The organism is Jejubacter calystegiae, from assembly GCF_005671395.1.
GTDB classification, from domain to species: Bacteria; Pseudomonadota; Gammaproteobacteria; order Enterobacterales; family Enterobacteriaceae; genus Jejubacter; species Jejubacter calystegiae.
This window is the reverse complement of record NZ_CP040428.1, coordinates 4,377,569-4,403,472: the sequence shown is the minus strand read 5'-3', so window position 1 is coordinate 4,403,472 and position 25,904 is coordinate 4,377,569. Positions and strand designations below refer to the sequence as shown.

Annotated in this window: 23 protein-coding genes; 13 read left to right on the top strand and 10 right to left on the bottom strand. The window is 58.3% G+C overall.

The genetic code is table 11. The features are described from left to right. The first annotated feature begins 150 nt into the window (after positions 1 to 150). The 6 genes from FEM41_RS20585 (at position 151) to otsA (ending at position 7,200) form a co-directional block, all read left to right on the top strand. On the top strand, positions 151 to 1,068 hold the full coding sequence (locus FEM41_RS20585; protein WP_138098038.1) for an ABC transporter substrate-binding protein: 918 nt from the start codon (positions 151 to 153) through the stop codon (positions 1,066 to 1,068). 18 nt (positions 1,069 to 1,086) lie between these two features. Further along, complete coding sequence (locus tag FEM41_RS20580; protein ID WP_138098037.1) at positions 1,087 to 2,577, top strand: sugar ABC transporter ATP-binding protein; 1,491 nt, start codon at positions 1,087 to 1,089, stop codon at positions 2,575 to 2,577. Continuing rightward, the gene (locus FEM41_RS20575; RefSeq protein ID WP_138098036.1) at positions 2,574 to 3,560 is read left to right on the top strand and encodes an ABC transporter permease; all 987 of its coding nucleotides are present in this window, start codon (positions 2,574 to 2,576) and stop codon (positions 3,558 to 3,560) included. Before FEM41_RS20580 ends, FEM41_RS20575 begins: the two co-directional genes overlap by 4 nt. A 71-nt stretch (positions 3,561 to 3,631) precedes the next feature. Next, positions 3,632 to 4,714 carry an alcohol dehydrogenase catalytic domain-containing protein gene (locus tag FEM41_RS20570; RefSeq protein ID WP_138098035.1) on the top strand — a complete coding sequence of 361 codons (1,083 nt, stop codon included), beginning with the start codon at positions 3,632 to 3,634 and terminating at the stop codon, positions 4,712 to 4,714. Positions 4,715 to 4,988: 274 nt separating this feature from the next. Continuing rightward, the gene (gene otsB, locus FEM41_RS20565) at positions 4,989 to 5,795 is read left to right on the top strand and encodes a trehalose-phosphatase (protein WP_138098034.1); all 807 of its coding nucleotides are present in this window, start codon (positions 4,989 to 4,991) and stop codon (positions 5,793 to 5,795) included. Then, positions 5,770 to 7,200, top strand: coding sequence for an alpha,alpha-trehalose-phosphate synthase (gene otsA / locus FEM41_RS20560; protein WP_138098033.1), 1,431 nt, complete (start codon positions 5,770 to 5,772; stop codon positions 7,198 to 7,200). Before otsB ends, otsA begins: the two co-directional genes overlap by 26 nt. Here otsA and uspC read toward each other — a convergent pair. Beyond that, positions 7,197 to 7,619, bottom strand: coding sequence for a universal stress protein UspC (gene uspC, locus FEM41_RS20555; protein ID WP_138098032.1), 423 nt, complete (start codon positions 7,617 to 7,619; stop codon positions 7,197 to 7,199). The genes otsA and uspC overlap by 4 nt on opposite strands. A 99-nt stretch (positions 7,620 to 7,718) precedes the next feature. Then, positions 7,719 to 9,245, bottom strand: coding sequence for a nitric oxide reductase transcriptional regulator NorR (gene norR / locus FEM41_RS20550; protein ID WP_138098031.1), 1,527 nt, complete (start codon positions 9,243 to 9,245; stop codon positions 7,719 to 7,721). Between the two features lie 194 nt (positions 9,246 to 9,439). On the opposite strand from norR, the gene norV reads away from it, so the two are divergent. The 7 genes from norV (at position 9,440) to bglB (ending at position 16,048) form a co-directional block, all read left to right on the top strand. Beyond that, the gene (gene norV / locus FEM41_RS20545) at positions 9,440 to 10,897 is read left to right on the top strand and encodes an anaerobic nitric oxide reductase flavorubredoxin (protein ID WP_138098030.1); all 1,458 of its coding nucleotides are present in this window, start codon (positions 9,440 to 9,442) and stop codon (positions 10,895 to 10,897) included. Beyond that, on the top strand, positions 10,894 to 12,021 hold the full coding sequence (gene norW / locus FEM41_RS20540; RefSeq protein WP_138098029.1) for an NADH:flavorubredoxin reductase NorW: 1,128 nt from the start codon (positions 10,894 to 10,896) through the stop codon (positions 12,019 to 12,021). Before norV ends, norW begins: the two co-directional genes overlap by 4 nt. Positions 12,022 to 12,261: 240 nt before the next feature. Continuing rightward, positions 12,262 to 12,594 carry a hypothetical protein gene (locus FEM41_RS20535; protein ID WP_138098028.1) on the top strand — a complete coding sequence of 111 codons (333 nt, stop codon included), beginning with the start codon at positions 12,262 to 12,264 and terminating at the stop codon, positions 12,592 to 12,594. Continuing rightward, a complete protein-coding gene (locus tag FEM41_RS20530; protein ID WP_138098027.1) occupies positions 12,575 to 12,967 on the top strand; it encodes a hypothetical protein in 393 nt (130 codons plus the stop codon). The genes FEM41_RS20535 and FEM41_RS20530 overlap by 20 nt, the downstream gene beginning before the upstream one ends. Before the next feature lie 87 nt (positions 12,968 to 13,054). Next, positions 13,055 to 13,264, top strand: a complete 210-nt coding sequence (locus tag FEM41_RS20525; protein ID WP_138098026.1) for a hypothetical protein — start codon at positions 13,055 to 13,057, stop codon at positions 13,262 to 13,264. A gap of 50 nt (positions 13,265 to 13,314) precedes the next feature. Continuing rightward, positions 13,315 to 14,904 carry an MFS transporter gene (locus FEM41_RS20520; protein WP_138098025.1) on the top strand — a complete coding sequence of 530 codons (1,590 nt, stop codon included), beginning with the start codon at positions 13,315 to 13,317 and terminating at the stop codon, positions 14,902 to 14,904. 4 nt (positions 14,905 to 14,908) lie between these two features. After that, complete coding sequence (gene bglB / locus FEM41_RS20515) at positions 14,909 to 16,048, top strand: beta-galactosidase BglB (RefSeq protein WP_138098024.1); 1,140 nt, start codon at positions 14,909 to 14,911, stop codon at positions 16,046 to 16,048. A 48-nt stretch (positions 16,049 to 16,096) separates the two neighbouring features. On the opposite strand, the gene FEM41_RS20510 is transcribed toward bglB, so the two are convergent. From FEM41_RS20510 to argS, 8 genes are all read right to left on the bottom strand, one after another. Continuing rightward, positions 16,097 to 16,360, bottom strand: coding sequence for a hypothetical protein (locus tag FEM41_RS20510; RefSeq protein WP_138098023.1), 264 nt, complete (start codon positions 16,358 to 16,360; stop codon positions 16,097 to 16,099). Positions 16,361 to 16,512: 152 nt separating this feature from the next. Next, positions 16,513 to 18,993 carry a trimethylamine-N-oxide reductase TorA gene (gene torA / locus FEM41_RS20505; RefSeq protein WP_421804494.1) on the bottom strand — a complete coding sequence of 827 codons (2,481 nt, stop codon included), beginning with the start codon at positions 18,991 to 18,993 and terminating at the stop codon, positions 16,513 to 16,515. Continuing rightward, on the bottom strand, positions 18,993 to 20,162 hold the full coding sequence (locus tag FEM41_RS20500; protein WP_138098022.1) for a NapC/NirT family cytochrome c: 1,170 nt from the start codon (positions 20,160 to 20,162) through the stop codon (positions 18,993 to 18,995). Before FEM41_RS20500 ends, torA begins: the two co-directional genes overlap by 1 nt. A 215-nt stretch (positions 20,163 to 20,377) precedes the next feature. Beyond that, positions 20,378 to 21,103 (bottom strand): substrate-binding domain-containing protein, encoded by a 726-nt coding sequence (locus FEM41_RS20495; RefSeq protein WP_138098021.1) that lies wholly within the window; start codon positions 21,101 to 21,103, stop codon positions 20,378 to 20,380. Continuing rightward, a complete protein-coding gene (locus tag FEM41_RS20490) occupies positions 21,096 to 21,872 on the bottom strand; it encodes an ABC transporter ATP-binding protein (RefSeq protein WP_138098020.1) in 777 nt (258 codons plus the stop codon). The genes FEM41_RS20495 and FEM41_RS20490 overlap by 8 nt, the downstream gene beginning before the upstream one ends. Next, positions 21,865 to 22,863, bottom strand: a complete 999-nt coding sequence (locus tag FEM41_RS20485) for a FecCD family ABC transporter permease (RefSeq protein ID WP_138098019.1) — start codon at positions 22,861 to 22,863, stop codon at positions 21,865 to 21,867. The genes FEM41_RS20490 and FEM41_RS20485 overlap by 8 nt, the downstream gene beginning before the upstream one ends. Continuing rightward, positions 22,860 to 23,909, bottom strand: a complete 1,050-nt coding sequence (locus FEM41_RS20480; protein ID WP_138098018.1) for an ABC transporter substrate-binding protein — start codon at positions 23,907 to 23,909, stop codon at positions 22,860 to 22,862. Before FEM41_RS20480 ends, FEM41_RS20485 begins: the two co-directional genes overlap by 4 nt. A 120-nt stretch (positions 23,910 to 24,029) precedes the next feature. Then, positions 24,030 to 25,766, bottom strand: coding sequence for an arginine--tRNA ligase (argS, locus tag FEM41_RS20475; protein ID WP_138098017.1), 1,737 nt, complete (start codon positions 25,764 to 25,766; stop codon positions 24,030 to 24,032). Between the last annotated feature and the right edge of the window lie 138 nt (positions 25,767 to 25,904).

Below are 25,904 nucleotides of genomic sequence, written 5' to 3'. Positions count from 1 at the left end.
TTTTGATCGATATACAGACAGGCAGTAATAACAGAGCGGCAGATAGCCATTCAATGTGCTGTTAACGATCTCATTTTAAATGTTGACGTTAACATTTTTGGCGTGCGCCTCTCATAACAACGATAGACCCTACAATACCGGGAGCACCCTATGACTCACATCATGCAACGCATCGGCGCGCTTTGTGCCGCAGCGGCCCTGTTTGGCTTTTCCACTGTAGCCATGGCAAAGCCGCTGACCATCGGCATGTCGTTTCAGGAGATGAACAACGCCTACTTTGTCACCATGAAAGAAGCGCTGGACCAGGCGGCGGGGGAGATTAACGCCCAGGTGATTACCGCCGATGCCCGCCACGATGTCTCCAAACAGATCAACGACATCGAAGATATGCTGCAAAAGAAAATCGACATTTTGCTGATCAATCCCGCAGATTCCGTGGGCGTGGAATCGGCCGTTAATGAAGCGAAGAAGGCTGGAGTGGTGGTGATCGCCATCGACGCTCAGGCTCAGGGGCCCATCGACGCCTTTGTCGGTTCCAAAAACTACGATGCAGGCTTTAAGTCCGGGGAATATCTGGCTAAAGCGCTGGGCGGTAAGGGCAAAGTCGCCATTCTCGACGGGATTCCGGTAGTGCCGATTCTTGAGCGGGTAAAAGGTTTTGAAGCGGCGATGAAGAAGTATCCCGATATTGAGATCGTGACCAAACAGAACGGGCGTCAGGAACGCGACACCGCGATGACCGTGACTGAAAACATGCTGCAGGGCAATCCGGATCTCGCCGGTCTGTTTAGCGTCAACGACGTCGGCGCCCTTGGCGCGCTGTCGGCCATCCAGGCTAACGGCGCCAGCATCAAACTGGTGAGCGTGGACGGTCATCCGGAAGCCATCAAGGAGATTATGAAACCCAACTCACCGTTTATCGCCACGTCGGCGCAGTACCCGCGCGATATGGTGCGGCTGGGTATCGGCGTGGCGCTGGCGAAGCACTGGGGCAGCCAGGTACCGAAAACCGTGCCGCTGGACGTGAAATTAATTACCAAAGATAACGGCAAAGATTTCAGCTGGTAAAGCGGCGGGAGAGTGCTGATGGAACCGTTACTGCAACTGACCGGCATCCATAAATCCTTCCCCGGGGTACGGGCGCTGGATGATATTCACTTCACCCTGAAAGCGGGGGAGATCCACGCCCTGCTGGGAGAGAACGGCGCCGGGAAATCGACCCTGATGAAGGTGCTGTGCGGCATCTACCAGCCCGACGGCGGCGAGATCCGCATCGATGGCCGGGTCCAGCGCTTTCGCAGCTACCGCGATGCCATCGATGCCGGGGTCGGCATTATCTTTCAGGAGTTTTCGCTGATTCCCGAGCTGAACACGGTGGAGAATATCTTCCTGAATCGCGAACTGCGCACCCCACTGGGGCTTCTGGACCGGCGGGCGATGCGAACCCGTACCGCCGCCATCTTTAAGAGGTTGGGTATCGCTATCGATCCCGGCGTGCCGGTCGAAAGTCTGAGCGTAGCCCAGCAGCAGTTCGTCGAAATCGCCAAGGCGCTGGCGCTGGAGGCGCGTATTCTGGTGCTGGACGAACCCACCGCCACACTGACCCCCGGCGAGGCGGAACACCTGTTTAGCGTGATGCGCGATCTGCAACTGATGGGAGTGGGAATGGTGTTTATTTCCCACCATCTGGAGGAGATTTTCAGCGTTTGTGACGCGGTCACGGTACTGCGGGACGGCGGTTATATCGGCACGGTGACCACCCCGGAGACTGACAGCGCCCGGCTGGTGGAGATGATGGTCGGGCGGCGCGTGGAGCAGACCTTTCCGCCGAAGGATCATCCGGTAGATACCGCGACCACGCTGCTGGAAGCCTCGCTCCAGCCCGGTCGCGGAGCCCGGCCCATCGAATTTCAGCTACATCCTGGCGAAATTCTCGGCTTTGCCGGTCTGGTGGGCTCCGGGCGCACAGAAACTGTCGAAGCACTCATTGGCGCGCGCCCCTGCTGGCGTAAAACGGTGCGGCTTAACGGCCGGGAGATTCGGCTGCGCAGCCCGGCTGACGCGCTGGCCCAGGGCATAGGTCTGCTGCCGGAAAGCCGTAAAACCGGCGGTCTGGTGCTGTCATTCAGCGTGGCGCGCAATATCACCCTGAACAAAAACGCCCGCTGGCTGCGCTGGTTTGTACACGGCGCAGAGGACCGCTCGCAGGTGGCAAAACTGATTGAGCGGGTCGGGGTGCGCACGCCGGATGCCGATACCGAAGTGAATACCCTGAGCGGCGGCAATCAGCAGAAGGTGGTGATCGCCCGCTGGCTGAATCACGACTGTCGGGTGCTGATTTTCGATGAGCCGACCCGCGGAATCGACGTGGGGGCCAAGGCTGAAATCTACCAGCTGATGCGTCAGCTTACCCGCAAGGGGATCGCCATCATCATGATCTCATCGGAACTGCCGGAGGTGATTGGGGTATGCGATCGGGTACTGGTATTTCGCGGCGGTGAAGTCGCTGCAGAGCTGAGCGGGCCGGAGATCGATGCCGGCACCATTATGTTACAGGCTACGGGGAATGCATCATGAGTACGCTTCCACAGTCTCAGGGCGTTCAGGGAACGCGGCCTGCGACGCGCAGTCGGCTGGACCGCTGCCTTCATCATCCGGCATTTCTGCCGTTCATCGGCTTTATTGTGCTGTTTGTGCTGATGATCTTTATTAACGATAACTTTCTGACCGCCAATAACCTGACCAACGTGGCGCGCCAGGTGTCGATCAACGCCATTATCGCCGTGGGGATGACCTGCGCCATTCTGAGCGGCGGTATCGATCTGTCGGTGGGGCCGGTGATGGCGCTTTCCGGCACCGTTGCCGCCGGGCTGATGGTGGCTGGCGTGCCGGTGCCGCTGGCGATGCTGGCCGGTCTGGCGGTGGGCGCCGCTTTTGGCGCCATTAACGGCAGCTGTATCGCCTGGCTGCGGATGCCGCCGATTATCGTCACCCTGGCGACCATGGGCATCGCCCGCGGCCTGGGGCTGATTTACACCGGCGGCTACCCGATTTCTGGTCTGCCGGACGCCTTCTCCTGGCTGGGGCGCGGCACGCTGTTTGGGATCCAGGTACCGATTCTGGTGATGCTGCTGGTCTATCTGCTGGCCTGGTTAGTCCTTAATCATATGCCCTTTGGTCGCCATCTCTATTCGGTGGGCGGTAACGTCGAGGCGGCGCGCCTGAGCGGTATTCAGGTACCGCGAGTGCGGCTGCTGGTTTACGTGATTAGCGGTTTTACCGCGGCGCTGGCCGGACTGGTGCTCAGCTCGCGCCTGATGAGCGGACAACCCAACGCCGGTGAAGGTTTCGAACTGGACGCCATCGCCGCCGTGGTGCTGGGCGGTGCCGCCATCGCCGGGGGCAGGGGAGCGATTATCGGTACCCTGGTCGGGGCGATGATGCTGGGGGTACTCAATAACGGCCTCAATCTGATGGGAGTCTCCCCCTACGTTCAGAATGTGATTAAAGGTGCCATCATCCTTGCCGCTATCTGGATGAGCTCGATGAAGCGACGCTAAATAACCGGGGCGTGCGCGCCCCTACTTTTTATCGATAAATGTTAACGTTAACATTCCCGGAGAGAGCAACCATGCAAAACTTACCCAAAGAGATTAAACGTCTGGTGAATCATGGCCCGAAAGATTATCGCCTGGAGCGGGCGCCGCTGCCGGAGCCGGGTTCCAACGAACTGTTGGTTAAGGTGGGCGCCTGCGGCATCTGCGCGTCCGATGTGCACTGCCACCACGGCGCGCCCATGTACTGGGGCAGCGACAGCCAGCCCGCCTGGGTCAAAACGCCGGTGGTGGTGGGACATGAATTCTATGGCACCGTGGTGGGTTACGGTCCCGGAGCGCTGGAACACTTTAACGTCAAAGTGGGGGAGCGGGTGATCGCCGAGCAGATCGTGCCCTGCAACAAGTGCCGCTTCTGTCAGGATGGCAAATACTGGATGTGCGAAAAGCACGACATCTACGGCTTCCAGCGCGAAGACGCCGATGGCGGTATGGCGGATTACATGATCTTTAAGCCCAACAGCCGGGTGCACCGTATCCCCGACAGTCTGACCCACGAGGAGTGCGCGCTGATCGAACCTTTCGCCTGCGCGGTGCATGCGGTAAACCGCGCCACCATCGAATTTAATGATGTGGTGGTGCTGGCTGGCGCCGGACCGCTGGGGCTGGGGATGATCCAGGCAACGCGCCTGAAAAACCCTAAACTGTTTATCGTACTGGATACGGTACCGGCACGGCTGGAGCTGGCACGTAAGCTGGGGGCCGATCTGGTGATTAACCCGCTGGAAGAGGATGCCATCAGTAAAGTGAAGCAACTGACCGACGGCTACGGCTGCGATGTGTATATCGAAGCGACCGGTAACCCGGCAGGGGTAAAGCAGGGGCTGCAGATGATCCGCAAGCTCGGGCGCTATGTGGAATTCAGCGTTTTTGGCGAAGAGACCACGGTGGACTGGTCGATCATCGGGGATCGTAAAGAGCTGGAAGTGCGCGGTTCGCACCTTGGTCCCCATTGCTATGAAACGGTGATCAACTTTTTTGCCCGCAAGCTGTTTACGGCCGAAGGGGTGGTCACCCATACCCTGCCGCTGGAACAGTGGGAGCAGGGATTTGCCATGGCGGCCAGCGGCGAATCCATCAAAGTACTGCTGGTGCCTTAAACGGAGTCAATGATGGAATATGGGGCCGGACGTGACGCCGCGCCCGGCAGCCCTGCGCGACGCAGGGACTGAACCATAGCGAAAAGTTATCAATCCCTGGCCCTTTCCGGCGGGGATTTTCTTTTATTTGAAAGCGTAACGTCAGACACACCGCGCCCTGAGGCTATAATCAATTATGGCGAGCTTTGCCATGCTGTCTATACTTACATGGTTGAATGATAATCAAAGGTAACGCTTGGCTTATCATCCATATCACATAAGGAGGAGACAGAAGGTGACTGACGATTCATCTGTACCGCCCCTCATTCCTGGCCATTTCGGCTTTTTCTTCGATTTAGACGGTACCCTGGCAGAGATTCAGCCGCGCCCGGAGCAGGTCTTTATTCCGGAGCCAGTTCGCCAGCTGTTGGGGCAGTTGGCAGAATTGACACAGGGGGCTGTGGCATTGATTTCAGGGCGCTCCATAGTCGAGCTGGATGAGCTGGCTGCTCCGCTGCGTTTACCGCTGGCGGGCGTGCATGGCGCAGAACGCCGTGATATCCATGGTAAGACCCACCGTTTCGAACTCGCACCCGCACTGGTCGCGAGACTACAGGAAAGCCTGACCCACGGGCTTTCCCCCCTTGAGGATACCTGGCTTGAAAACAAAGGCGCGGCTTTTGCGCTGCACTATCGCCAGGCGCCTCAGCATGCCGCAGCCGTGATGGCGCTGGCCCAGGGGGTAGTGGCTCAGCATCCGGCGCTGGTGCTTCAGCCCGGCAAGTGTGTGGTAGAGATTAAAGCGCAGGCGGTCAATAAAGGCGCGGCTATCGAGGCCTTTATGAGCGAATCGCCGTTTAACGGCCGCAGACCGCTGTTTGTTGGCGATGATTTAACCGATGAAAGCGGGTTCGATGTCGTCAACCGGCTGCATGGGATAAGTATTAAAGTCGGGGAGGGAGAAACCCGGGCGCAGCTTCGTCTGTCCGGCGTGGGCGAGGTGCATCGCTGGCTGGCGCAGGTTGTCAGCCAGAACGGGCAGCAAAACGATAATTTCACCATGAGGAGGTCAGGTCATGAGTCGTTTAGTCGTAGTCTCTAACCGTATCGCAACGCCGGATGACAGAAAGTGCAGCGCTGGCGGGCTGGCTGTAGGCATTCTCGGTGCGTTGAAATCATCGGGAGGTCTCTGGTTTGGCTGGAGTGGTGAAACCGGCGATGAAGAGGCGCCGCTACAGCAGGAGACCAGCGGTAATATTACCTGGGCCTCGTTTCATCTGAGCGAGCAGCATTACGAACAGTATTACTGTCAGTTTTCCAATGCAGTACTGTGGCCCGCATTCCACTACCGGCTCGATCTGGTCAAGTTTCAGCGTGAGGCCTGGCAGGGCTACCTGGAGGTTAACGGCATCCTGGCGGAAAAGCTGCGTCCGCTGGTGGAGCCCGATGATACCCTGTGGGTGCATGACTACCATCTGCTGCCTTTCGCCAGCGAACTGCGCCAGCGCGGCGTGGACAACCGCATCGGCTTCTTTTTGCATATACCTTTCCCGACGCCGGAGATCTTTAACGCGCTGCCGCCCCATACCGAACTGCTACAGCGTATGTGTGATTACGATCTGCTGGGCTTTCAGACCGAAGGGGACCGGCTGGCGTTCCTTGAAAGCGTCGCCAGCCAGACCCGGCTGACTCATGTTGGCTCGCATCAGCACAGCGCCTGGGGCCGCTCGTTCCGTACTGCGGTTTATCCCATCGGCATTGAGCCGGATGAGATCGCCGAACAGGCGGCGGAACCGCTGCCGCCCAGGCTGGTGGAGCTTAAGCAGGAGCTGGGTAACATCCGCAATATCTTTTCGGTAGAGCGTCTGGACTACTCCAAAGGATTGCCGGAACGCTTCCAGGCCTTTGAGGCGCTGCTGGAAAACTACCCGCAGCACCGGGGCAATATCCGCTATACCCAGATAGCGCCCACCTCGCGCGGCGATGTTCAGGCCTATCAGGATATTCGTCACCAACTGGAGACCGAGGCTGGGCGGATTAACGGCAAGTACGGACAACTGGGCTGGACGCCGCTCTATTACCTGAACCAGCACTTTGAACGACGTCTGTTGATGAAGGTGTTCCGCCACGCCGATGTGGGGCTGGTGACGCCGCTGCGCGACGGTATGAACCTGGTGGCTAAGGAGTACGTCGCGGCGCAGGATCCGGAAAACCCCGGGGTGCTGGTGCTCTCTGAGTTTGCCGGCGCCGCTCAGGAGTTAACCTCGGCGCTAATCGTCAATCCTTACGACAGGGACGATGTCGCCAGCGCGATGCACCGGGCGCTAACCATGCCGCTGGCCGAACGCCTGGCGCGCCACGGCGAGATGCTGGAAGTGGTGAAGTCTAATGATATCAACCACTGGCAGCGCAGTTTTGTGCGGGACCTAAAGGCGGTTATTCCCCGTAGTCAGCTACGGATACGGCGACCGGACGCCATCACGGCGATGGCGGGGGTTAAACGCTAGTTCAGCGCGACCAGCAGCACATCCACGCAGCTGGTCGCCACCACCGAACGGGCCGAACAGAGCGCCTTGCCGAAGAGATTCTGATTATGGTTGCCGTAGATAATAAGATCGATATCGCTGTGCTGACACAGATGGCGCAGATATTCGCTGAGTTCGCCGCTGGCGATAAGCGTCTTCGCAATGGGATACCCCGCTCGTTGGCATAATCCATCCAGAAACATCTGGCTCTCTTCGCGCAGCAGTTCCCGCAGGCTACCGAGCATTGGCGCCGCCATCTGATTATAGAGTTCCGGATCCGCCGTGACCGTTAACAGCGTAATCTGCGCCCCCGACGGGCGCGCCAGTTCGACCGCTTTTTCCACCAGTCGATCGCTTTCCGGGGTCGCCGCCACGGCGACCAGAAGATGACGCCAGCTCATAATGCCTCCTGCCTTACGCGTCGCTTCACTCCTTAAAGTCTGGTCTATTTTCGGCGGAATAACAGGGGGAATGGGCTATCTGGCATAAAATGTTCACCGTTATTTAATTCCCAGCCGCTTAGCTAACCGGTGCAGGTTGGCGACATTGACATCGAGCTCTCTGGCCGCGGCTGCCCAGTTGCCGTGGCTGTGCGTCAGGGCCTGGCGCACAGCGCGACGCTGGAAGTCGTCGGTGGCATCGCGCAGCGACAGCCCCAGGGGCGCAGGCTCTTGGATGCTGACAACCGGTGCCAGAGAAGTCGGGGAATGAGACGGGTCGTTAAGCGCGAAATGGCCGGGCTCCAGCACCACCTCGCTGCCGGAGCCGGTGGCTCTGGCCAGTACGATGGCGCGATAAATCGCATGTTCCAGTTCGCGGATATTGCCAGGCCAGCCGTAGTGCAGCAGGCGCTGAAGCGCTCCCTGGCTCAGCACTACCTGGGTCAGACCCAGACGCTGGCGGCTCTGCTCGCAGAAAAAACCAGCCAGCAGGGCGATATCGTCGCCGCGCTCGCGCAGCGCCGGGACCGACACCGGGAATACACTCAGGCGGTGGAACAGATCGGCGCGGAAGTTGCCGTCCAACACCTCCTGCTTAAGGTCGCGATTGGTGGCGGCCAGGACCCGTACATCGACCCGCAGGCTGCGATCGTCTCCCACCCGCTGGATATCGCCGTACTGCAGCACCCGCAGCAGTTTGGCCTGCAATGGCAAAGAAAGCTCGCCGATCTCATCCAGAAACAGCGTGCCCTCGTGGGCCATTTCGAATTTACCGCTGCGATTGCTGATAGCGCCGGTGAAGGCGCCTTTCACGTGGCCGAACAGTTCGCTTTCCGCCACGCTTTCCGGCAGCGCGGCGCAGTTCAGATAGACCAGCGGCTTTTCCGCACGCGTCGAAGCCCGGTGGATGGCGCGGGCCACCAGTTCCTTCCCGGTGCCAGTTTCGCCGCTAATCAGTACGTTGAGATCGGAAGGGGCGACAATCTCAATCTCTTTCTTAAGCTGCATCATGCCCGGTGACAGGCCGATCATCTCGCTATCCGGGGCTTTGCTTCCCTGATGGGGCGCGGGCAGAACATCGTGGTTTTCCAGTTGTTCAATCAACAGGGCGTTATTCAGGGCGCCGGCCGCCAGTACGGCGATAAGCCGCAGCTCCTCATCGCTAAAGGTGTCGAACTGGGTCGGGTTCATGCCGTCCATGGTCAGGGCGCCGATCAGCGTCTGGCTGGCGAACAGCGGCAACCCCACGCAGGCGTGCACTTTCAGTACCTCCTGGTCCGGGATCAGTCCGTCGTAAGGATCGGGCAGTGTGCTGTCCGCCGGGAAGCGCACCACATCCCCGGCGCGGGCGATAGCCTCCAGGCGTGGATGTGCTTCCAGGGCAAAGCGTCTCCCCAATACGTCGGGAGAGAGGCCGTCGATGGCCAGTGGCCGGAACTGTTGCTGCTCGTAGCGCAGCAGGGCGCAGGCGTCGCAGTCCAGCACTTCACGCAGGGTGCTAATCAGCCGCTGGAAGCGGTTTTCCTGACTGATGCCGTTCTGGAGCTCAATAGCGATTTTCGCCAGTAGATTAACGGAGAGGCTCATCGATTGTCCCTTGTCGTCATTATGACTGTATTGGATGTCAATATGACAATTATAGGTATAGTCACTATGACAATCAAAAAATTGTCTAAAAATAAATTATCTTCATAAATCAATAAATTAAAAAGTTGGCACGGATCCTGATATATGACAGACAACACACTTATTTGTCAGTACATCATTGATCGAGGTTAACAATGGCTATTCACGTTAAGAACAACATCCACTGGGTCGGGCAGCGTGACTGGGAAGTGCGTGATTTTCACGGCACCGAATACAAAACCCTGAAAGGCAGCAGCTACAACAGCTACCTGATCCGCGAAGAAAAAAACGTCCTTATCGACACCGTTGACCACAAATTTAGCCGTGAATTCGTGCAGAACCTGCGCGCGGAAATCGACCTTGAGAAGATCGATTATATCATTATTAACCACGCCGAAGAGGATCACGCGGGTGCGCTCTCTGAGCTGATGGCCGCTATCCCCAATACGCCGATCTACTGTACCGCCAACGGCGTGGATTCCATTACCGGCCATCATCATCACCCGGAGTGGAACTTCAATGTAGTGAAAACCGGCGATACTCTGGATATCGGTAATGGCAAACAGCTAATCTTCGTTGAAACCCCGATGCTGCACTGGCCGGACAGCATGATGACCTACATGACCGGCGATGCAGTGCTGTTCAGCAACGACGCCTTCGGTCAGCACTACTGTGACGAACACCTGTTCAACGACGAAGTAGACCAGGCTGAGCTGTTTGAGCAGTGCCAGCGCTACTACGCCAACATCCTGACGCCGTTCAGCCGCTTGGTGACGCCGAAAATTACTGAAATCCTCGGCTTTAACCTGCCGGTAGATATGATTGCCACCTCTCACGGCGTGGTATGGCGCGATAATCCGACCCAGATCGTTGAGTTGTATCTGAAGTGGGCGGCAGACTACCAGGAAGATCGCATCACCATCTTCTACGACACTATGTCCAACAATACCCGCATGATGGCCGACGCTATCGCACAGGGAATTAACGAAGTGGATCCACGCGTGGCGGTGAAAATCTTCAACGTGGCGCGTCACGACAAAAACGAAATTTTGACCAATGTCTTCCGCTCTAAAGGGGTACTGGCGGGCACCTCGACCATGAACAACGTGATGATGCCGAAAATCGCGGGTCTGGTAGAAGAGATGACCGGTCTTCGTTTCCGTAACAAACGCGCCAGCGCCTTTGGTTCCCACGGCTGGAGCGGCGGTGCGGTGGACCGGCTCTCTACCCGTTTGCAGGATGCCGGTTTTGAAATGTCCCTGAGCCTGAAGGCCAAATGGCGCCCGGACGTCGACGCGCTGGCGCTGTGCCGCGAGCACGGCCGGGAAATCGCCCGCCAGTGGGCCTTGTCTCCGCTGCCTCAGACCGCCAGCGTCCCGACGGCGGAAAGCGCCAGCAGCGAGCCGGAGCAGTCGGCAAGTGTCGGTTGCGCCGACCTGGGGCCGCGTATGCAGTGCAGCGTCTGCCAGTGGATCTACGATCCCGAGCAGGGCGAACCGATGCAGGGCGTTGAGCCGGGCACGCCCTGGAGCGAGGTGCCGGATAACTTCCTGTGCCCCGAATGTTCGCTGGGTAAAGATGTTTTCGATGTACTGGCTTCGGAGGCAAAATGAGTCAGGGTATCGTCATTATCGGGTCGGGCTTCGCGGCCCGACAACTGGTCAAAAGTATCCGTAAGCTCGATGCCGGGGTGCCGCTGACCCTGATTGCCGCTGACAGCATCGATGAGTACAACAAGCCCGATCTCAGCCATGTGATGAGTCAGGGGCAGCGGGCGGACGAAATGACCCGTCAGCGCGCAGGAGAATTCGCCGAACAGTTTAACCTGCGGCTGGTGCCGGACACCTGGGTTACGGATATCGATGCCGATAACCGGGTGGTTAAAGGCAACGGTCAGCAGTGGCACTACGACAGCCTGGTGCTGGCCACCGGCTCGTCGGCGCGTCTGCCGCCAGTCGAGGGGCGGGAGCTGTTGCTGACCCTTAACAGCCAGCAGGAGTACCGCGCCTGTGAGTCGCGGCTGATAGATGCCCGTCGGGTCATGATTCTTGGTGGTGGTTTGATTGGCTGTGAACTGGCGATGGATTTCTGCCGCGCCGGTAAGCAGGTGACCGTGGTTGATAACAGCCCCAGCCTGCTGGCTTCGCTACTGCCGCCGGAAGTGAGCGGGCGTCTGCAGCATAAGCTCAGCGCCATGGGGATTGAGATTCTTACCGGTCAGCAACTATTGATGCTTGAGCGCGGCGCAACCGGGCTGGAAGTTCGCCTGGCCAGCGGCAGGGTACTGGAAGTGGATGAAGCGATTTCCGCTATTGGTCTGCATGCTAACAGCGATCTGGCGCGACGCGCCGGTCTGACGGTGAATCAGGGGATTGTGGTGGACGACGGGCTGCGTACCTCCCGGGAGCATATCTATGCGCTGGGTGACTGTGCCGAAATCAATGGCCGCCTGATGCCATTTCTGCAACCAATACTGCTGGGCGCCATGACCCTGGCGAAAAATCTACTCGGTCAGAATGCCAGCCTGAAGCTGCCAGCGATGCTGGTGAAAATCAAAACCCCGGAACTGCCCTTACAGCTGGCGGGGGAAACACGGCGAAACGACCTTAACTGGCAGATTTCTACAGGGCCGGAAGGGCTGATCGCCAAAGGTTTCGACCAGGCCCAGAAGCTGTGTGCTTTTGTGGTCAGTGAAGGGCAGGTACCTCAGGCCTTCGCACTGCTCAGAGAGCTGTAATAACCTTAACCTCTCCCGCGCAGGATGCGCGGTATGCCTTTAGCCGGAGCCTTTCCGGTTCGTTAGTCCGTTTGCCCCGCTGGTCGGGGCTTTTTTACATCAGGGCACAGCAGGTTGCGATATGCCTTCCACAACGCGATTTTAATCCAGGATAGCGATTGACGATTTTATCGCCGCCTGGATAGGATTTCGCTGGCAACGCGTGGCGGTAATGGATTATCAGGGAAGGAGAAAAAAAGCATGGTGGAACATCAGGAAATAACCTTTGGTGATGCTCGTGTACCGGTGGGTTGTTGTACCCGGGGGCAATTCCAGTTGTTAATGAAGATAGTCTCCAGAGTGACCAGAGAATATTCGGCACAGACTGACTTCGCTGAGATAAGTCGGGGTGATTGTCCGTGCTATGTTGTTGAGGTTTTTAATAAGGATCCGGCAACAGTGGCGGATATGAATTTTTCTCTGGCTGAGGCGGTCTGTGATGAGTCTGCGTTAGACGACTGTGAGTTGATTGCTTACTTCTCTTCACCGGCGATCTGGCGTAAAGGGAGGCTCTATGGCGATAAACAGTCGTGATTTCCTTTATATCGCCAGGCAGTTGTGCATACAGGATGATGAAGCGTCGCTAAGAAGTGCCATATCAAGGGCATATTACGCGATGTTCCATGAGGCGATGCAAAGTCTGAACTGTGTTCCTGAATATACCTGCAATCATCACGGTAATCTTATCGGCTATATGATTACGCCTGCCGAGTGCAAAGGCGAGCCTTTTCGGAAACGCGATTTACAGGGGCTGGGATATAGCCTTAAGCAGATGCGAGAGGCCAGAAATAAAGCGGATTATCATATTACCGATGTCATGGTATCACGCGATATGGCTGAACAAAGTATTAGTACCGCGGAGCGTTATTTCACTCAATGGGCGAATTTAAAGTCGACCCGAGCGTGATAGCGCTTTTCACTTCGGCAGGGCTTTTTCTGGTTCGCCCATCCGTTTGCCCCATTACCCGGGGCTTTTTTACGTCTGCAGTATAGCGTGATGTTCCCCCGGTTTTTGTCTTATTTTTCCCGCCATTCCCTGGCCTTTCCCCCATTTCAAAACACCGATTTTGATAAAAGCAAACCACTGTTTTATAAATCAGTGAAGCCGATGGTGGCACTCTTTGCATTTTTGCCAGCGTGGCTGCGCGGCTGGCAAAAACAGAAAGGTTTGATCGCGGAAATCGCCGGTACTTTAGCAGGGTAAGGGATTCCCTCATGTCGGTTGACGACAAAAAACAGTGAAGGGTGATGGCAATGAAAACAAGAAAGATTGGACTGGTTAACTACCTCGCCTACGGTTCTGGTGACTTCCTCGGTGCCGGAACCACCGCGCTTACCGCTGCATGGCTACTCTATTTCTATACCACCTTCTGTGGTTTGTCGCCGATAGAGGCGACCTTTATATTCGCCATGGCGCGCGTGCTGGACGCGGTGGTCAGCCCATTGATGGGCTTTCTGACCGATAACTTTGGCTCCACCTGGTTGGGTAAGCGCTTTGGGCGCCGCAAATTCTTTATTCTGCTCGGTATTCCCTGCGTCTTTAGCTACAGCCTGATGTGGGTCGGGGAGATGAACTACTGGTATTATCTGCTGACCTACCTGGTGTTCGATGTGGTCTACACCATGATCCTGGTGCCCTATGAAACCCTGGTGCCAGAGATGACCGATGACTTCAAACAGAAGACCAAATTTTCCGGTGCCCGTATTGCCCTGGCCCAGCTGTCGGCCATTCTTGCCGCCTTCCTGCCGGGCGTACTGCTGAGTCTGTTTGGCAAGGATAATGCCGTCTCCTTCTTCTATGCAAGCCTGGTTTTCTCTACCATTTGCGCCATTGTCCTGACGCTGGTCTGGTTCTATACCTGGGAACGACCCAGGGAAGAGTGGACAGAGGCGCAGTTGCGCGCCGAGGAAGAGAAAAAAGGGCTGACGCTGCGCCAGACCCTGAAGCGTCTGACGACCGAACTGAGTTCCACGTTACGTATCCGCATTTTTCGCCAGCATCTGGGGATGTATCTCGGTGGTTATATCGCCCAGGACGTGTTTAACGCGGTCTTCACCTACTATGTGGTCTTCGTACTGATGCAGAGCGCCACCGTGGCCTCTAATCTGCTGGGCACCATGGCTATCATGCAGTTTGTGTCGGTTATCGCCATGATCCCGCTCTGTATCCGCTTCGGACCGGCTCCCTCGTATCGCATGGTGGTGGTGCTGTTTGGTCTGAGTTCGCTCTCTTATGCGGTGCTGTGGTATGCCGGTATGAGCGATATCTTCTCGCTGCTGGTACTGGTTTCCGCTCTGGCGGGCCTGGGCCGCGGCGGCATCAACTATGTACCCTGGAACACCTATACCTATATCGCCGACGTGGATGAGGTGATCACCGGTCAACGTCGCGAAGGGATCTTCGCCGGCATTATGACCCTGACCCGTAAAGCCTCCCAGGCCGGTGCCGTGATGCTGGTGGGCATTGTGATGCAGCTTTCTGGTTTTGTTTCCGGTCAAAGTACCCAGCCGCCAGCGGTGAGCCATACCATCCTGATGGTTCTGAGTGTGGGCACCATTGCGGTACTGGCGATAGGCTTCCTGATCTCCCTGCGCTTTAAGCTCGACCTGAAAACCCACAGCATCCTGCGTGAAGAGACTGAGAAAATGCGCATCGCGGGCCGTACCACACCGGAAAATGTTACACCGCAAGCGCGCGCTACCGTCGAAATGCTGGCGGGGCTCCCCTACGACGCTCTGTGGGGCAATAACAATATTGGTTACCTGAACCGCAATAAACCTGCGGCACCGAAGCTGAATAATGCAGCGGCGACGCCCATAAATTCGACGTTAAACAGAGGTTAAGTTGATGATTGTTTATCCTGTAAAACACAGTCCGCTGCTGCGCCAGCCGGCCCGTTTTATCGCTCGCGACGAGCTGAAAAGCCTGATCCATAAGGTGACGGACAATCTGGTGAATATTCACGACGAAACCGGGGAGTTCCTGCTGCGTCTGGATGATGGTCGGGTGATCGATACCAAAGGCTGGGCCGGTTGGGAGTGGACTCACGGCGTAGGGCTGTACGGCATCTGGCAGTATTATCACCAGACCGGCGATGCCAAAATGCGCGATATCGTGGACCGATGGTTCGCCGACCGCTTCGCTGAGGGAGCCACCACCAAAAACGTCAATACCATGGCGCCGTTTCTGACCCTGGCGTACCGCTATGAAGAGACTGGCGATCAGACGCTGCTGCCCTGGCTGGATAGCTGGGCTGAGTGGGCGATGTCTGAGATGCCGCGCACCGAACACGGCGGTATGCAGCATATTACGCTGGCGGAAGAGAACCACCAGCAGATGTGGGACGACACCCTGATGATGACGGTACTGCCGCTGGTTAAGATCGGCAAGTTGCTCAATCGCCCGGAGTATGTGGAGGAGGCGACCTATCAGTTCCTGATGCACGTTCAGTATCTGATGGACAGGGAAACAGGGCTCTGGTTCCACGGCTGGAGTTTTGAAGGTAACCACAACTTTGCGCGGGCGCGCTGGGCCCGCGGCAATAGCTGGTTGACCATGGTGATCCCGGATTTTCTGGAGCTGGTGGATCTGCCAGAAAATAACGCGGTGCGCCGCTATCTGATTCAGGTGCTGGAAAGCCAGGTGGCGGCGCTGGCGCAGTGTCAGGATAAGAGCGGTCTGTGGCACACGCTGCTGGACGATCCCAACTCCTACCTTGAGGCTTCCGCCACTGCGGGCTTTGCCTACGGCATTCTGAAGGCGGTGCGTAAGCGCTATATCGATAAGGCGTATGCCCCGGTGGCGGAAAAGGCGATTCAGGGCGTGATCGCCAATATTTCGCCGGATGGCGAGCTGCTGCAGGTCTCGTTTGGCACCGGCATGGGCAGCAGTCTCGACTTCTATCGCAATATTCCGCTGACCTCCATGCCCTATGGCCAGGCGATGGCGATCCTCTGTCTGTCGGAGTTTCTGCGAACTTATTTGTAAAAGGGATGATGCGCGGCCCCAAAGAGATTTGGGGCCGCGCAGCAGGAATCAGGAGAGGGCGCCAAAGGCGTGGGGAATCACATCCGCATTTAACCCGATGATGGCTTTGGCCGTCATTTTGCTATCCGGGGTCACCACGGGTGTTGCGGCAATGCGATGCAGCGGGCAGATATCCGACACGCTGTTAAGCCCGCCATCCGCCAGGCAGAGGCCGTTGGTCGAGTATAACGGTGACGAAAAAACATAACCCGCCATGGTCAGGATGACGGCAACGGCGGCCATAACGATAGCGGTGTTTTGTACGTATTTCATCTTGTGTGATTATCCTCAACGGAGAAGTTAACGGAGTAACGTCTTAGCAGGATGCACAATAACGCCGAAGCCGACTGGACAATATCTGACGAGTACGAAAAAGCCCCGGCCATGGTATGACCGGGGCTTACTGTTATCCGCGCGACCTGTTATCAGGCGCCGGCCGGTACCGCGTGGGCGGTATTATTCAGTATCGGTCCCTGATATTTTTCGATCTCCAGTTGGGCCATCTGGCCACAGTTGCCCTGAGCCAGGCTGCTCGATCCGATATCGAAGGTCAGGCAGTTGACGTTGCCGTTCTTACACAGTGACCCCTCCTGGCGCGGATCCGCCGGATCGAACCAGGCCCCCTCGCTGATACGCACCACGCCCGGGCGTACCCGTTCGGTCACCACGGCGCCTACCAGAATCTGACCGCGATCGTTAAAGGCCCGCACCAGTTCGCCATCGCCGATGCCGCGCGCTTTGGCATCCTGCGGGTGGATCCAGACGGCTTCGCGATCCGCCACCGCATATTTTTTACGCAGCGGCGTATTGTCGAGCTGCGAGTGCAGGCGGTTGATTGGGTGCGCGGTGTTAAGCGATAGCGGATACTTGCTCGCTTCCGGCCCCTGATACCATTCATGAGGAGGCAGCCAGCCCGGCAGGCCGGGGCAGTCGGTATAGCCCATTTTGGCGACTGCTTCGGAGTAGATTTCAATCTTACCGGAAGGGGTGCCCAGCGGGTTAAGCAGTGGATTTTCCCGGAAGTCGGCAAAGCGTACCCACTTTTTGTTCTCTTCCGGGACCGGGAAGCGGATGTAGTTGTTCGATGCCCAGAACATGTCGAACGGCGGCAGCGCCACCCGGGCATTACGGGCCTGGGCTTTCATATCGTCGTACATCCCCTTGAGCCACTGCATTTCGTCTTTGCCTTCGGTAAAGGCTTCCTGCACGCCCAGTTTGGCCGCCAGCCCGGCGAAGATATCGAAATCGTTGCGCGACTCATGCTGCGGCGGTACGCACTGGTGCATCGGGAAGACATAGAGCTGCGAATAGTCGCCGCCCATCTCCAGATCGTTACGCTCATAGCTGGTGGTGGCCGGAAGCACGATATCGGCGTACTTCGCGGTCGCGGTCCAGTAAGGTTCGTTCACCACGATGGTTTCCGGGTGCTGCCAGGCTTTGATCAGCGCGTTGGTGTCCTGGTGCTGATGGAAGGTGTTGCCCCCGGCTACATAGACCATCTTCACATCAGGGTAGGTGACTTTAGCGCCGTTAAAGTCGATGGTTTTGCCAGGACTCGCCAGACATTCGGCGATGCGCGCTACCGGAATGGGCGTCGGGCTATTTTTAGGCGCGTCTCCAGCCGAGATCCCGGCGAGTATTCCGCCGCGCGCCGTCGGACTGCCGCCGGAAGAGTAGTGGTAGCTGAAGCCGAAACCGCCGCCGGGCAGGCCAACCTGCCCCAGCATGGCCGCCACGGTCACCAGCAGCCAGTGCGGCTGTTCGCCGTGGTGCTGACGCTGAATGCCCCAGCCGCCCATGATCATGGTGCGGCTCTTTGCCATATCCCGGGCAAGCTGGCGCAAAGCATCGGCTTCCACGCCGCAGATGGCGGCGGCCCAGTCGGCATCTTTCACCACGCCGTCCTGTTCGCCGTTCAGGTAGGCGGCAAACTTATCGAAGCCAACGGTGTAGGTCTTCAGAAAATCGGGGTTGTGCAGCTTTTCGGCCATCAGGGTATGGGCGATCCCCACCAGCATGGCGCTGTCGGTGTAGGGGCGCGGAGCGACCCATTCGGCGTTCAGATAGTCGGTGCTGTCGCTCTTCACCGGATCGATACTGATCACCCGCACGCCTTTTTTCTTCAGCGCTTCAAAGCCCGCTGGCCCCACGTGATCCGGGATGTTCCAGCTGTTCTTAAGCGTAATCATCGGATTACAGCCCCAGAGTACCACCAGTTGGCAGTTTTCCAGCAGATCCGGCCAGGCGGTTTGCTGTTCGTAGACCTCCATGGAGCCTACCACGTGGGACATGATCACCTGAGCGGCGCCAGTGGAGTAGTCCCCCGCGTAGCCCAGAAAGCCGCCCGCCAGATTCATCAGGCGCTGCAGCAGAGTACGACTGTTGTGCAGCATCCCGACGCTTTTCCAGCCGTAGGATCCGGCGTGGATCGACTGTGGACCGTGCTCCTGCTGCAGGCGGCGAATTTCGTTGCTGACCAGGGTCAGCGCCTTATCCCAGCTCACCCGCACCCACTCGTCGCAGCCGCGAAGTTCCGGGCGACAGTTCTGGGCGCCGCCTTCAAGCCAGCTTTTACGCACCATCGGGTATTTTACCCGGTTGGGGGCATGGACCTGGTGGGGGGCCATGCTAATCAGCTCGTTAGGGAAGGGATCGTCCTGTACCGGGCGGGTTTCCACCATTTTGCCATCCCGAACGATGGCCTCAAAAGCGCCCCAGTGGGCGCCGGTCAGAATGCCTTTCTGCGCCTGACGCAACGCCACAAACTGCGGCAGCGCCTGGCTGATAGCTTCGGCCAGCGCCGATCGCGGCCACAGGCTACCCAGCAGTGAAACGCCCCCCAGGGCAGCGGCGCCGGTCAGAAAGCGACGACGGGTTATCTGCATAGCTTCAGGTTGAGTTTTCATTATTGAGCCTCCTTGACTTCGCCCTGAGCGGTTGACGGCATATCGCTGGCATGTTGCTGAACGTAGCGGGTCAGCACCCGCAGCTGCTCCTGATTCAGGGAGGTACGCGGCGCCATCCCTTTGATCACCCCAATCCACTGATTGGCGTTAAAGCGATCGAGGGCGGTCAGACCGTGACAGCCGGTGCAGTTAGCGGACATCATGGATGCAGCGTAATCCCAGATCTTCTGCTGGTTATCAATCAGCTGGCTGGCGGGCAGCCAGACCTCAAGTGCGGTGCGATGCCACAGCAGATGAGTTTCCGGATCGGTCATTTCGCTCAGGCGTTTCACTTTGGTGCGGGCCTCTTCACCCAGCAGCACGCTCAGAATGCGTTTACCGGCGGCTTCGTAGAATACTTCGTTAACGCCATCCTGCTGCCAGCCGCTCACTTCGGCCAGGATCATCGCATTTTCACGCTTGATCACTTTAATTTTGGTTCCCGGCATCAGGTTCCCGGCATTGTGCTGTTTGCTGTCGGCGCTCAACCAGAAGGGCTGGGTGGCGATGGACCACAGCTCGCGAGCGTTATCCGGCGTTTTGGCAGCGGCGGCGGAAAGTTCGCTGGCGCCGGCGGCGGAAAGCTGGCTCATATCCGGCAGAATATGGGCGACGCCCTTATGGCAGTCGATGCAGGTTTCGCCTTTCTTAATGGCGACCGGATGTTCCTGACGCGCTTCAGGGCGCTGGGCCAGCACGTCCATGGCCTCATAGCTGTGGCACGAACGGCAGGTGGCGGAGTCGTTTTTCTTCAGGGTATCCCAAACGCTCTGGGCCATCGCCAGTTTGTGGGCTTCGTATTTCTCTGGCGTATCGATCTTGCCGGTCATCTCGCCCCAGACGTCCTTCAGGGCCATCACTTTGGTAGTCAGATAGTCCATCGGTTTGTGAGGTACGTGGCAGTCGGCACATTCGGCACGAATGCCTTTCGGGTTCTGGAAGTGAACGCTGCCCTGATACTCGGCCAGCGGCTGCTGCATTGAGTGGCAGGAGACGCAGAATTCGGTGTCGCTGGTTTTATGCATAACCGTGGCGCCACCGGCCAGCAGGACTGCGCCCAGCACTACGCCGACCAGCACTAACCAGAGCCAGGCCAGGCGCCGCCGGGAGCGGGGGGATGATTTGCTCATAGAAGATCCCTTAAAAGAATAAAAGAAATAACAAGGTAAAATTTCACTTTTTATCAATGGCGATAGTATTACCGCATGAATTATAAGTAATTCCCGAGCTATTAACCCGAAGGGAGTAAAATAATTGCTACTTCGTTGATATCGCGCAAAAGTGGCGGGGGGCAGACAGAACGTTTTGATGCCGTTTACGGGGCGAGGGCGTGGCGTCAGGGAGGTTACAGGCCGCCGAAGCCGTGGGCCCGCAGGCAGGTTTGCCCTTCGGCACTCAGTATGACCTGCAACAGCGCGCGGGCATCCGGATGCCCGCTGAGCAGGCCGCAGCCATAGCGGGCGGTTACAGTCAGCGCCGGGGGCAGCATTCTGACCGCTAAATTCGTGAAGGCAGAGAGTGCCGCGGCGTGGCTGGCGTAGCCAGGAAAGAGATCTGCCAGCCCTTCATTCAGCAGATACTCTGCCGCCATACGGCCCGGCGGTAGCGGCTGACAGCGGGCGCCGCCCACCAGTGCCCGGGCGCGTTGAGCCAGCGCAGCGCCCTTGCCGGGGCGCTGCTGCTCTACCCGGTCAAATAGTTGCAGGGCATAATCGCCGCCGGGATCGTCGCCTGGGGTGGACGTGGCTACCCGCCAGCGGGGATCGCACAGCACCTCCAGCAGCGGCGGTTCGGTCAGTTCCGGAGTATTGCGCACCGTGACGCACAGCCGGTTGGTGGCGAAGGGATAGACTTCCCGGACCAGGCCCACATTCTGGAGATAACGAGGGTGATCAAGGTTGGCAGAGGCGAAAAGCGCAGGGCGTTCCCCCAGCTCGATGCGGCGACGCAGCAGACCGGCCGGGCCGAACTCGACCTTAACGGCACAGCCAGTCGCACGACGGGCCAGTGGCAGTAGGGCATTAAAGGCGTGGCGCAGGCTACCGGCGGCGTAAATAGTCAGTTCAGTCATGTTCTTTTCGCTGGCGGTGGTAGAGGGGGACCAGGGTACTGTGCCGCTGGCCGTTTATCTCCAGGTTGATCCTTTCTATAGGTAGCTGAAACAGCGCAGACAGGCGCCCGGAGGTTAATACCTCGTCGCAGGCCCCCAGCCGGTGTTGCCCTTCGTGACCCAGCAATAACGTGTTGTCGGCCACCGCGCAGGCGTGCGCCGGTTGATGGGTGGAGAACATCACTGCCATATTGCGTTGCTCCGCCAGCCGACGGATTAGGGTCAGAACCCGATCCTGATGGTGCAGATCCAGTGCGGATGTCGGTTCATCCAGAATAATGATGTCACTGGCGCTGGCCAGAGCCCGGGCGATCAGCACCCGCTGGCGCTGGCCGCCGGAAAGGGTGCCGAAGGTGCGTGCGGCGAGATCCTGGATCTCCAGCGCCGTCATGGCTTCCTCTGCCAGCTGCTGGTCGCGGCGCGACGGCGCGCGGAACAGACTGATATGGCGCGCCCGGCCCATCAGCACAATATCACGAGCCTGGTAGTCGAAGGGGGGAGTGAAGGTCTGGGGCACAAAGCCTGTTTCAGCGTGCCGCTCCACTGTACCCTGCTGTAGCCCCAGGGTACCTAGCAATAGCCGCATCAGGGTACTTTTACCGCAGCCGTTAGGGCCGAGCAGCGCCAGCACTTCGCCGCGTTTCAGTTGCAGATTGAGCGCCTGAAATAGCGGCGCCTGCCCCGGCCAGCGGTAACTTAACCCCCGGGCCAGCAGTAAAGATTCAGCCATGCCAGCCCCTTAGCTGCGCACGGCGCAACAGTATGGCGAACAGCGGCGCGCCGATAAGGGCGGTCAGAATCCCCAGTGGGATTTCACTGGCGCTGAGGGTGCGAGCCAGCGTGTCAATGCCGATCATATAGAGCGCGCCCAGGGTGGCGGAGGCGGGAAGCAGTCTACGGTGGTCCGGGCCCACCAGCAGGCGAGCAATATGGGGGATCACCAGTCCGACCCAGCCGATGCTGCCGCTGACCGCCACCTGGGCCGCGACAATCAGCGCGCACAGGGTCAACACCCACCAGCGGGTGGCTTCGACGTTAATCCCCAGGGAGGCGGCGTCTTCCTCGCCCAGCGACAGCAGATTAATGCGCCAGCGCAGGGCCAGCAGCGTCGAGCCTGCCAGCAACAGCGGCACCAGCAGAGTCCATAGCTTCTGGCTGTCCGCCGTGGCAAAGCTGCCCATCAGCCAGAAGATAATGTCGGGTAGCTTCTCTTCGGTATCGGCCAGATACTGCAGCAGGCTGATGCAGGCCGAAAAGAAGCCGCTCAGGATCACCCCCGCCAGCACCAGCGACAGGACATTGCGTCTGGCGATGGTGCTGGTCAGTATAAAGATCAGCAGCAGCGCCAGCATGCCGAACAGAAACGAGGAGAGCAGAAGGCCGGCTACCGGCAGGCTAAGCAGAATCGCCAGGGTGCCGCCAAAGGCCGCGCCGGAAGAAACGCCGATAATATGGGGATCGACCAGTGGGTTGCGAAAAACCCCCTGAAGCGCCGCGCCGCATAGCGCCAGGGCGGCCCCCGCGCCCATGGCCAGCAGAATACGTGGCACTCTTACCACCATTATCACCTGACGTTCCGGAACGCTGATGGCCGGGTGGTACCCGGTCAGGGGCTCCAGCAGAATCAGCAGGCAATGTTCAGGCGACACCGGATAGCGGCCAATGCCGAGCGAGAGCAGGGCGCACGCGGCCAGAATGAGGATGAGCGCGCCCTGTTTCACTCGGCTTCCTGCGACCAGGCGGTACGGTAGTAGCGGTGATACCAGGCGTCAACTCGCTGATTGATGTCGATATCCTTAAAGCGCTGAGGATAGAGCTTGCTCGCCATCCACAGCTCGCCCAGCGCCATTGCTTCCGGCATCGGGTAGCCCCAGGCTTTGGCGTATTCGGGCATTAGCCAGACGCGGTGCTGTTTTACCGCATCGATGGACTGCCACTGAGGAGAGTGCAGGATCTGCGCCACGACCTGCGGGTAGCGCTCCTGAACGAAGATGACCTGAGGATTCCAGCGCATTACATCCTCAATGGAGACCTGCCGATAGCCGGTGACCTCCCGGGCGGTCACGTTAACGGCACCGGCGTGTTGAATCATCAGGCCGGTATATTTTCCGGCGCCGTAGGTAGTCAGATTAGGGTTGGCGATATAGACTCGCTGGCGCTCGCTTTGCGGCAGGTCGCGCAGCCGTGTGGCCACCAGCGCGCGCTGGTCAAAAGTGTCGTGAATCAGGCTTTCCGCCCCGGCCTGGCGGTTCATCACTTTACCGATCAGGCGAATCCCTTCCTGCAGCCCCAGGTTGTAGGCGCGTTCTTCATCCTTTAATTGCGGATTTATCTTCCTGGCCTGGGCGGCATCCTCGTGGCGTAACGAGACGGCGACCACCGGAATACCGGCACGCTCAATCTGGCTAATCATGGCGGGCGGCGCGTAGTTGGCGACAAATACCACCTGAGGCCGTAGGGCGAGCAGGCTTTCGATATTGACCGAGGTCAGATCGCCGGGCATTGGCATCTTTGCCAGTTGCGGCGCCAGCCGCAGATAACGGGGGCCGAGCTGTTTCTGCCAGCTGCTGAGCACGCCCACCACCTGGGGCAGGGCGTTAAGCTGCACCAGCAAATTCAGGGTCTGATGCTGTAGCACCACGGCGCGATCGATGCGGTCCGGCAGAGTGACGGTTCGGTTAAGCTGATCGATAACCTGGCGTTGGGCCAGCGCCGGGCCGGAAATAAAGAGCAAAGCCAGCAGCAGGCTGGAGAGTCGTTTGAACATGGGAGATCCGAAAAAAAGTCGCTATATATAAAATGATATAACGATGGCTGGCAAGAAACCATTATTCAGATCAAGGAGGGGGAAGAAAGGAATCAGGGGGCATTGCGCCCCCTGACGGGATTACATGCGTTCGACGGTTTCGATGCCCAGGGTGTCCAGACCCAGTTTCAGCACTCTGGAGGTCAACAGCGCCAGTTTCAGGCGGCTCTGACGCAGGCTGTCGCTTTCGGCGCTGAGAATTGGGCAGTGCTCATAGAAGCCAGAGAACAGGCCTGCTACGTCATAGAGGTATGCGCACATCACGTGCGGCGTGCCGTCGCGGGCCACCACGGCCAGGGTCTCTTCGAACTGCAGCAGACGCGCGGCCAGCGCGGCTTCACGCGGATCGGTGATGCTCACCGGCGTGGCGACCAGGCTGCTTTCATCCACGTTGCCCTTGCGGAATACCGACAGCACGCGGGTATACGCGTACTGCATATAAGGCGCGGTGTTACCTTCGAAGGCCAGCATATTGTCCCAGTCGAAGATGTAGTCGGTGGTGCGGCTCTTGGAAAGGTCGGCATATTTTACAGCGCCGATACCCACCGCGTTGGCCAGTTTTTCCAGCTCGTCCGCTGGCATATCCGGGTTCTTTTCCGCTACCAGGCGACGGGCGCGTTCCAGCGCTTCGTCCAGCAGATCGGAAAGTTTAATGGTGCCACCGGTACGGGTTTTGAACGGCTTGCCGTCTTTGCCCAGCATCATGCCGAACATATGGTGCTCCAGCGGCACGGATTCCGGCACGTAGCCTGCTTTGCGTACGATGGTCCAGGCCTGCATCAGGTGCTGGTGCTGGCGCGAATCAATATAGTAGAGCACGCGATCGGCGTGCAGCGTCTCGTAGCGGTATTTAGCGCAGGCGATATCGGTAGTGGTGTAGAGATAGCCGCCATCCTTCTTCTGGATGATGACCCCCATCGGTTCGCCTTCTTTATTCTTGTACTCATCCAGGAAGACCACGGTAGCGCCTTCGCTTTCCACCGCCAGCCCTTTGGCTTTCAGATCCGCCACAATGCCGGACAGCATTGGGTTGTAAAGACTTTCGCCCATAACGTCGTCCCGGGTCAGAGTCACGTTCAGACGTTGGTAGGTTTTCTGGTTCTGGGTCATAGTGATATCGACCAGCTTGCGCCACATCTGGCGGCAGTACTCGTCGCCGCCCTGCAGTTTCACTACATAGCTGCGGGCGCGTTCGGCGAAGGCTTCATCTTCGTCGTAGGTTTTTTTGGCTTCGCGATAGAAAGCTTCCAGATCTGCAAGCGCCATATCGGCGTTGGCTTCATTCTGCTTTTTCTCAAGGAAGGCGATCAGCATCCCGAACTGGGTGCCCCAGTCGCCGACGTGGTTGGCGCGAATCACTTTATGGCCCAGGAATTCCAGGGTGCGTACTGAAGCGTCGCCGATGATGGTGGAACGTACGTGGCCCACGTGCATCTCTTTGGCCACGTTCGGGGCGGAATAGTCCACCACGATGGTCTGGGGCTGTTCCACCTGCGCTACGCCTGCGCGCGGGCTGGCAACGGCGCTGTCGATCTGAGTCGCCAGAAAAGCGGGGTCGAGGAAGATATTGATAAAGCCGGGACCGGCGATCTCAACCTTTGCAGCAATACCGGAAAGATCCAGATGATTCACCACCAGCTCAGCTAACTGTCGCGGGGCCATGCCCAGTTTTTTAGCGATCGCCATAACGCCATTGGCCTGATAGTCGCCGAACTGGGCTTTAGCGGATTGACGAACCTGCGGTTCGCACGCTGCGTCCGCGCCTGCGGCAATCAGAGCCTGACTGACTTTATCTGAGAGAAGTGCCTGAATATTCACCGGGTTACCTTAAATTTTAGCGCCGACCGGTCGGGGCGGGACGGCGCATGAAGCATGGATAAAATAAGGGGGCAAGTATACTGCATTTCGCAGCGGGCGTCAGTACCCGCGCGGCTTGCGGCGCGCTGGTCTGTAGAC

Coding starts and splice junctions, on each gene's coding strand:
- FEM41_RS20575 (WP_138098036.1), top strand. CDS start 2,574: ATGAGTACGCTTCCACAGTCTCAGGGCGTTCAGGGAACGCGGCCTGCG.
- FEM41_RS20535 (WP_138098028.1), top strand. CDS start 12,262: ATGGTGGAACATCAGGAAATAACCTTTGGTGATGCTCGTGTACCGGTG.
- FEM41_RS20500 (WP_138098022.1), bottom strand. CDS start 20,162: ATGAGCAAATCATCCCCCCGCTCCCGGCGGCGCCTGGCCTGGCTCTGG.
- FEM41_RS20510 (WP_138098023.1), bottom strand. CDS start 16,360: ATGAAATACGTACAAAACACCGCTATCGTTATGGCCGCCGTTGCCGTC.
- norW (WP_138098029.1), top strand. CDS start 10,894: ATGAGTCAGGGTATCGTCATTATCGGGTCGGGCTTCGCGGCCCGACAA.
- norV (WP_138098030.1), top strand. CDS start 9,440: ATGGCTATTCACGTTAAGAACAACATCCACTGGGTCGGGCAGCGTGAC.
- otsA (WP_138098033.1), top strand. CDS start 5,770: ATGAGTCGTTTAGTCGTAGTCTCTAACCGTATCGCAACGCCGGATGAC.
- norR (WP_138098031.1), bottom strand. CDS start 9,245: ATGAGCCTCTCCGTTAATCTACTGGCGAAAATCGCTATTGAGCTCCAG.
- FEM41_RS20520 (WP_138098025.1), top strand. CDS start 13,315: ATGAAAACAAGAAAGATTGGACTGGTTAACTACCTCGCCTACGGTTCT.
- FEM41_RS20480 (WP_138098018.1), bottom strand. CDS start 23,909: ATGTTCAAACGACTCTCCAGCCTGCTGCTGGCTTTGCTCTTTATTTCC.
- FEM41_RS20490 (WP_138098020.1), bottom strand. CDS start 21,872: ATGGCTGAATCTTTACTGCTGGCCCGGGGGTTAAGTTACCGCTGGCCG.
- FEM41_RS20580 (WP_138098037.1), top strand. CDS start 1,087: ATGGAACCGTTACTGCAACTGACCGGCATCCATAAATCCTTCCCCGGG.
- uspC (WP_138098032.1), bottom strand. CDS start 7,619: ATGAGCTGGCGTCATCTTCTGGTCGCCGTGGCGGCGACCCCGGAAAGC.
- FEM41_RS20570 (WP_138098035.1), top strand. CDS start 3,632: ATGCAAAACTTACCCAAAGAGATTAAACGTCTGGTGAATCATGGCCCG.
- torA (WP_421804494.1), bottom strand. CDS start 18,993: ATGAAAACTCAACCTGAAGCTATGCAGATAACCCGTCGTCGCTTTCTG.
- FEM41_RS20585 (WP_138098038.1), top strand. CDS start 151: ATGACTCACATCATGCAACGCATCGGCGCGCTTTGTGCCGCAGCGGCC.
- FEM41_RS20495 (WP_138098021.1), bottom strand. CDS start 21,103: ATGACTGAACTGACTATTTACGCCGCCGGTAGCCTGCGCCACGCCTTT.
- FEM41_RS20530 (WP_138098027.1), top strand. CDS start 12,575: ATGGCGATAAACAGTCGTGATTTCCTTTATATCGCCAGGCAGTTGTGC.
- bglB (WP_138098024.1), top strand. CDS start 14,909: ATGATTGTTTATCCTGTAAAACACAGTCCGCTGCTGCGCCAGCCGGCC.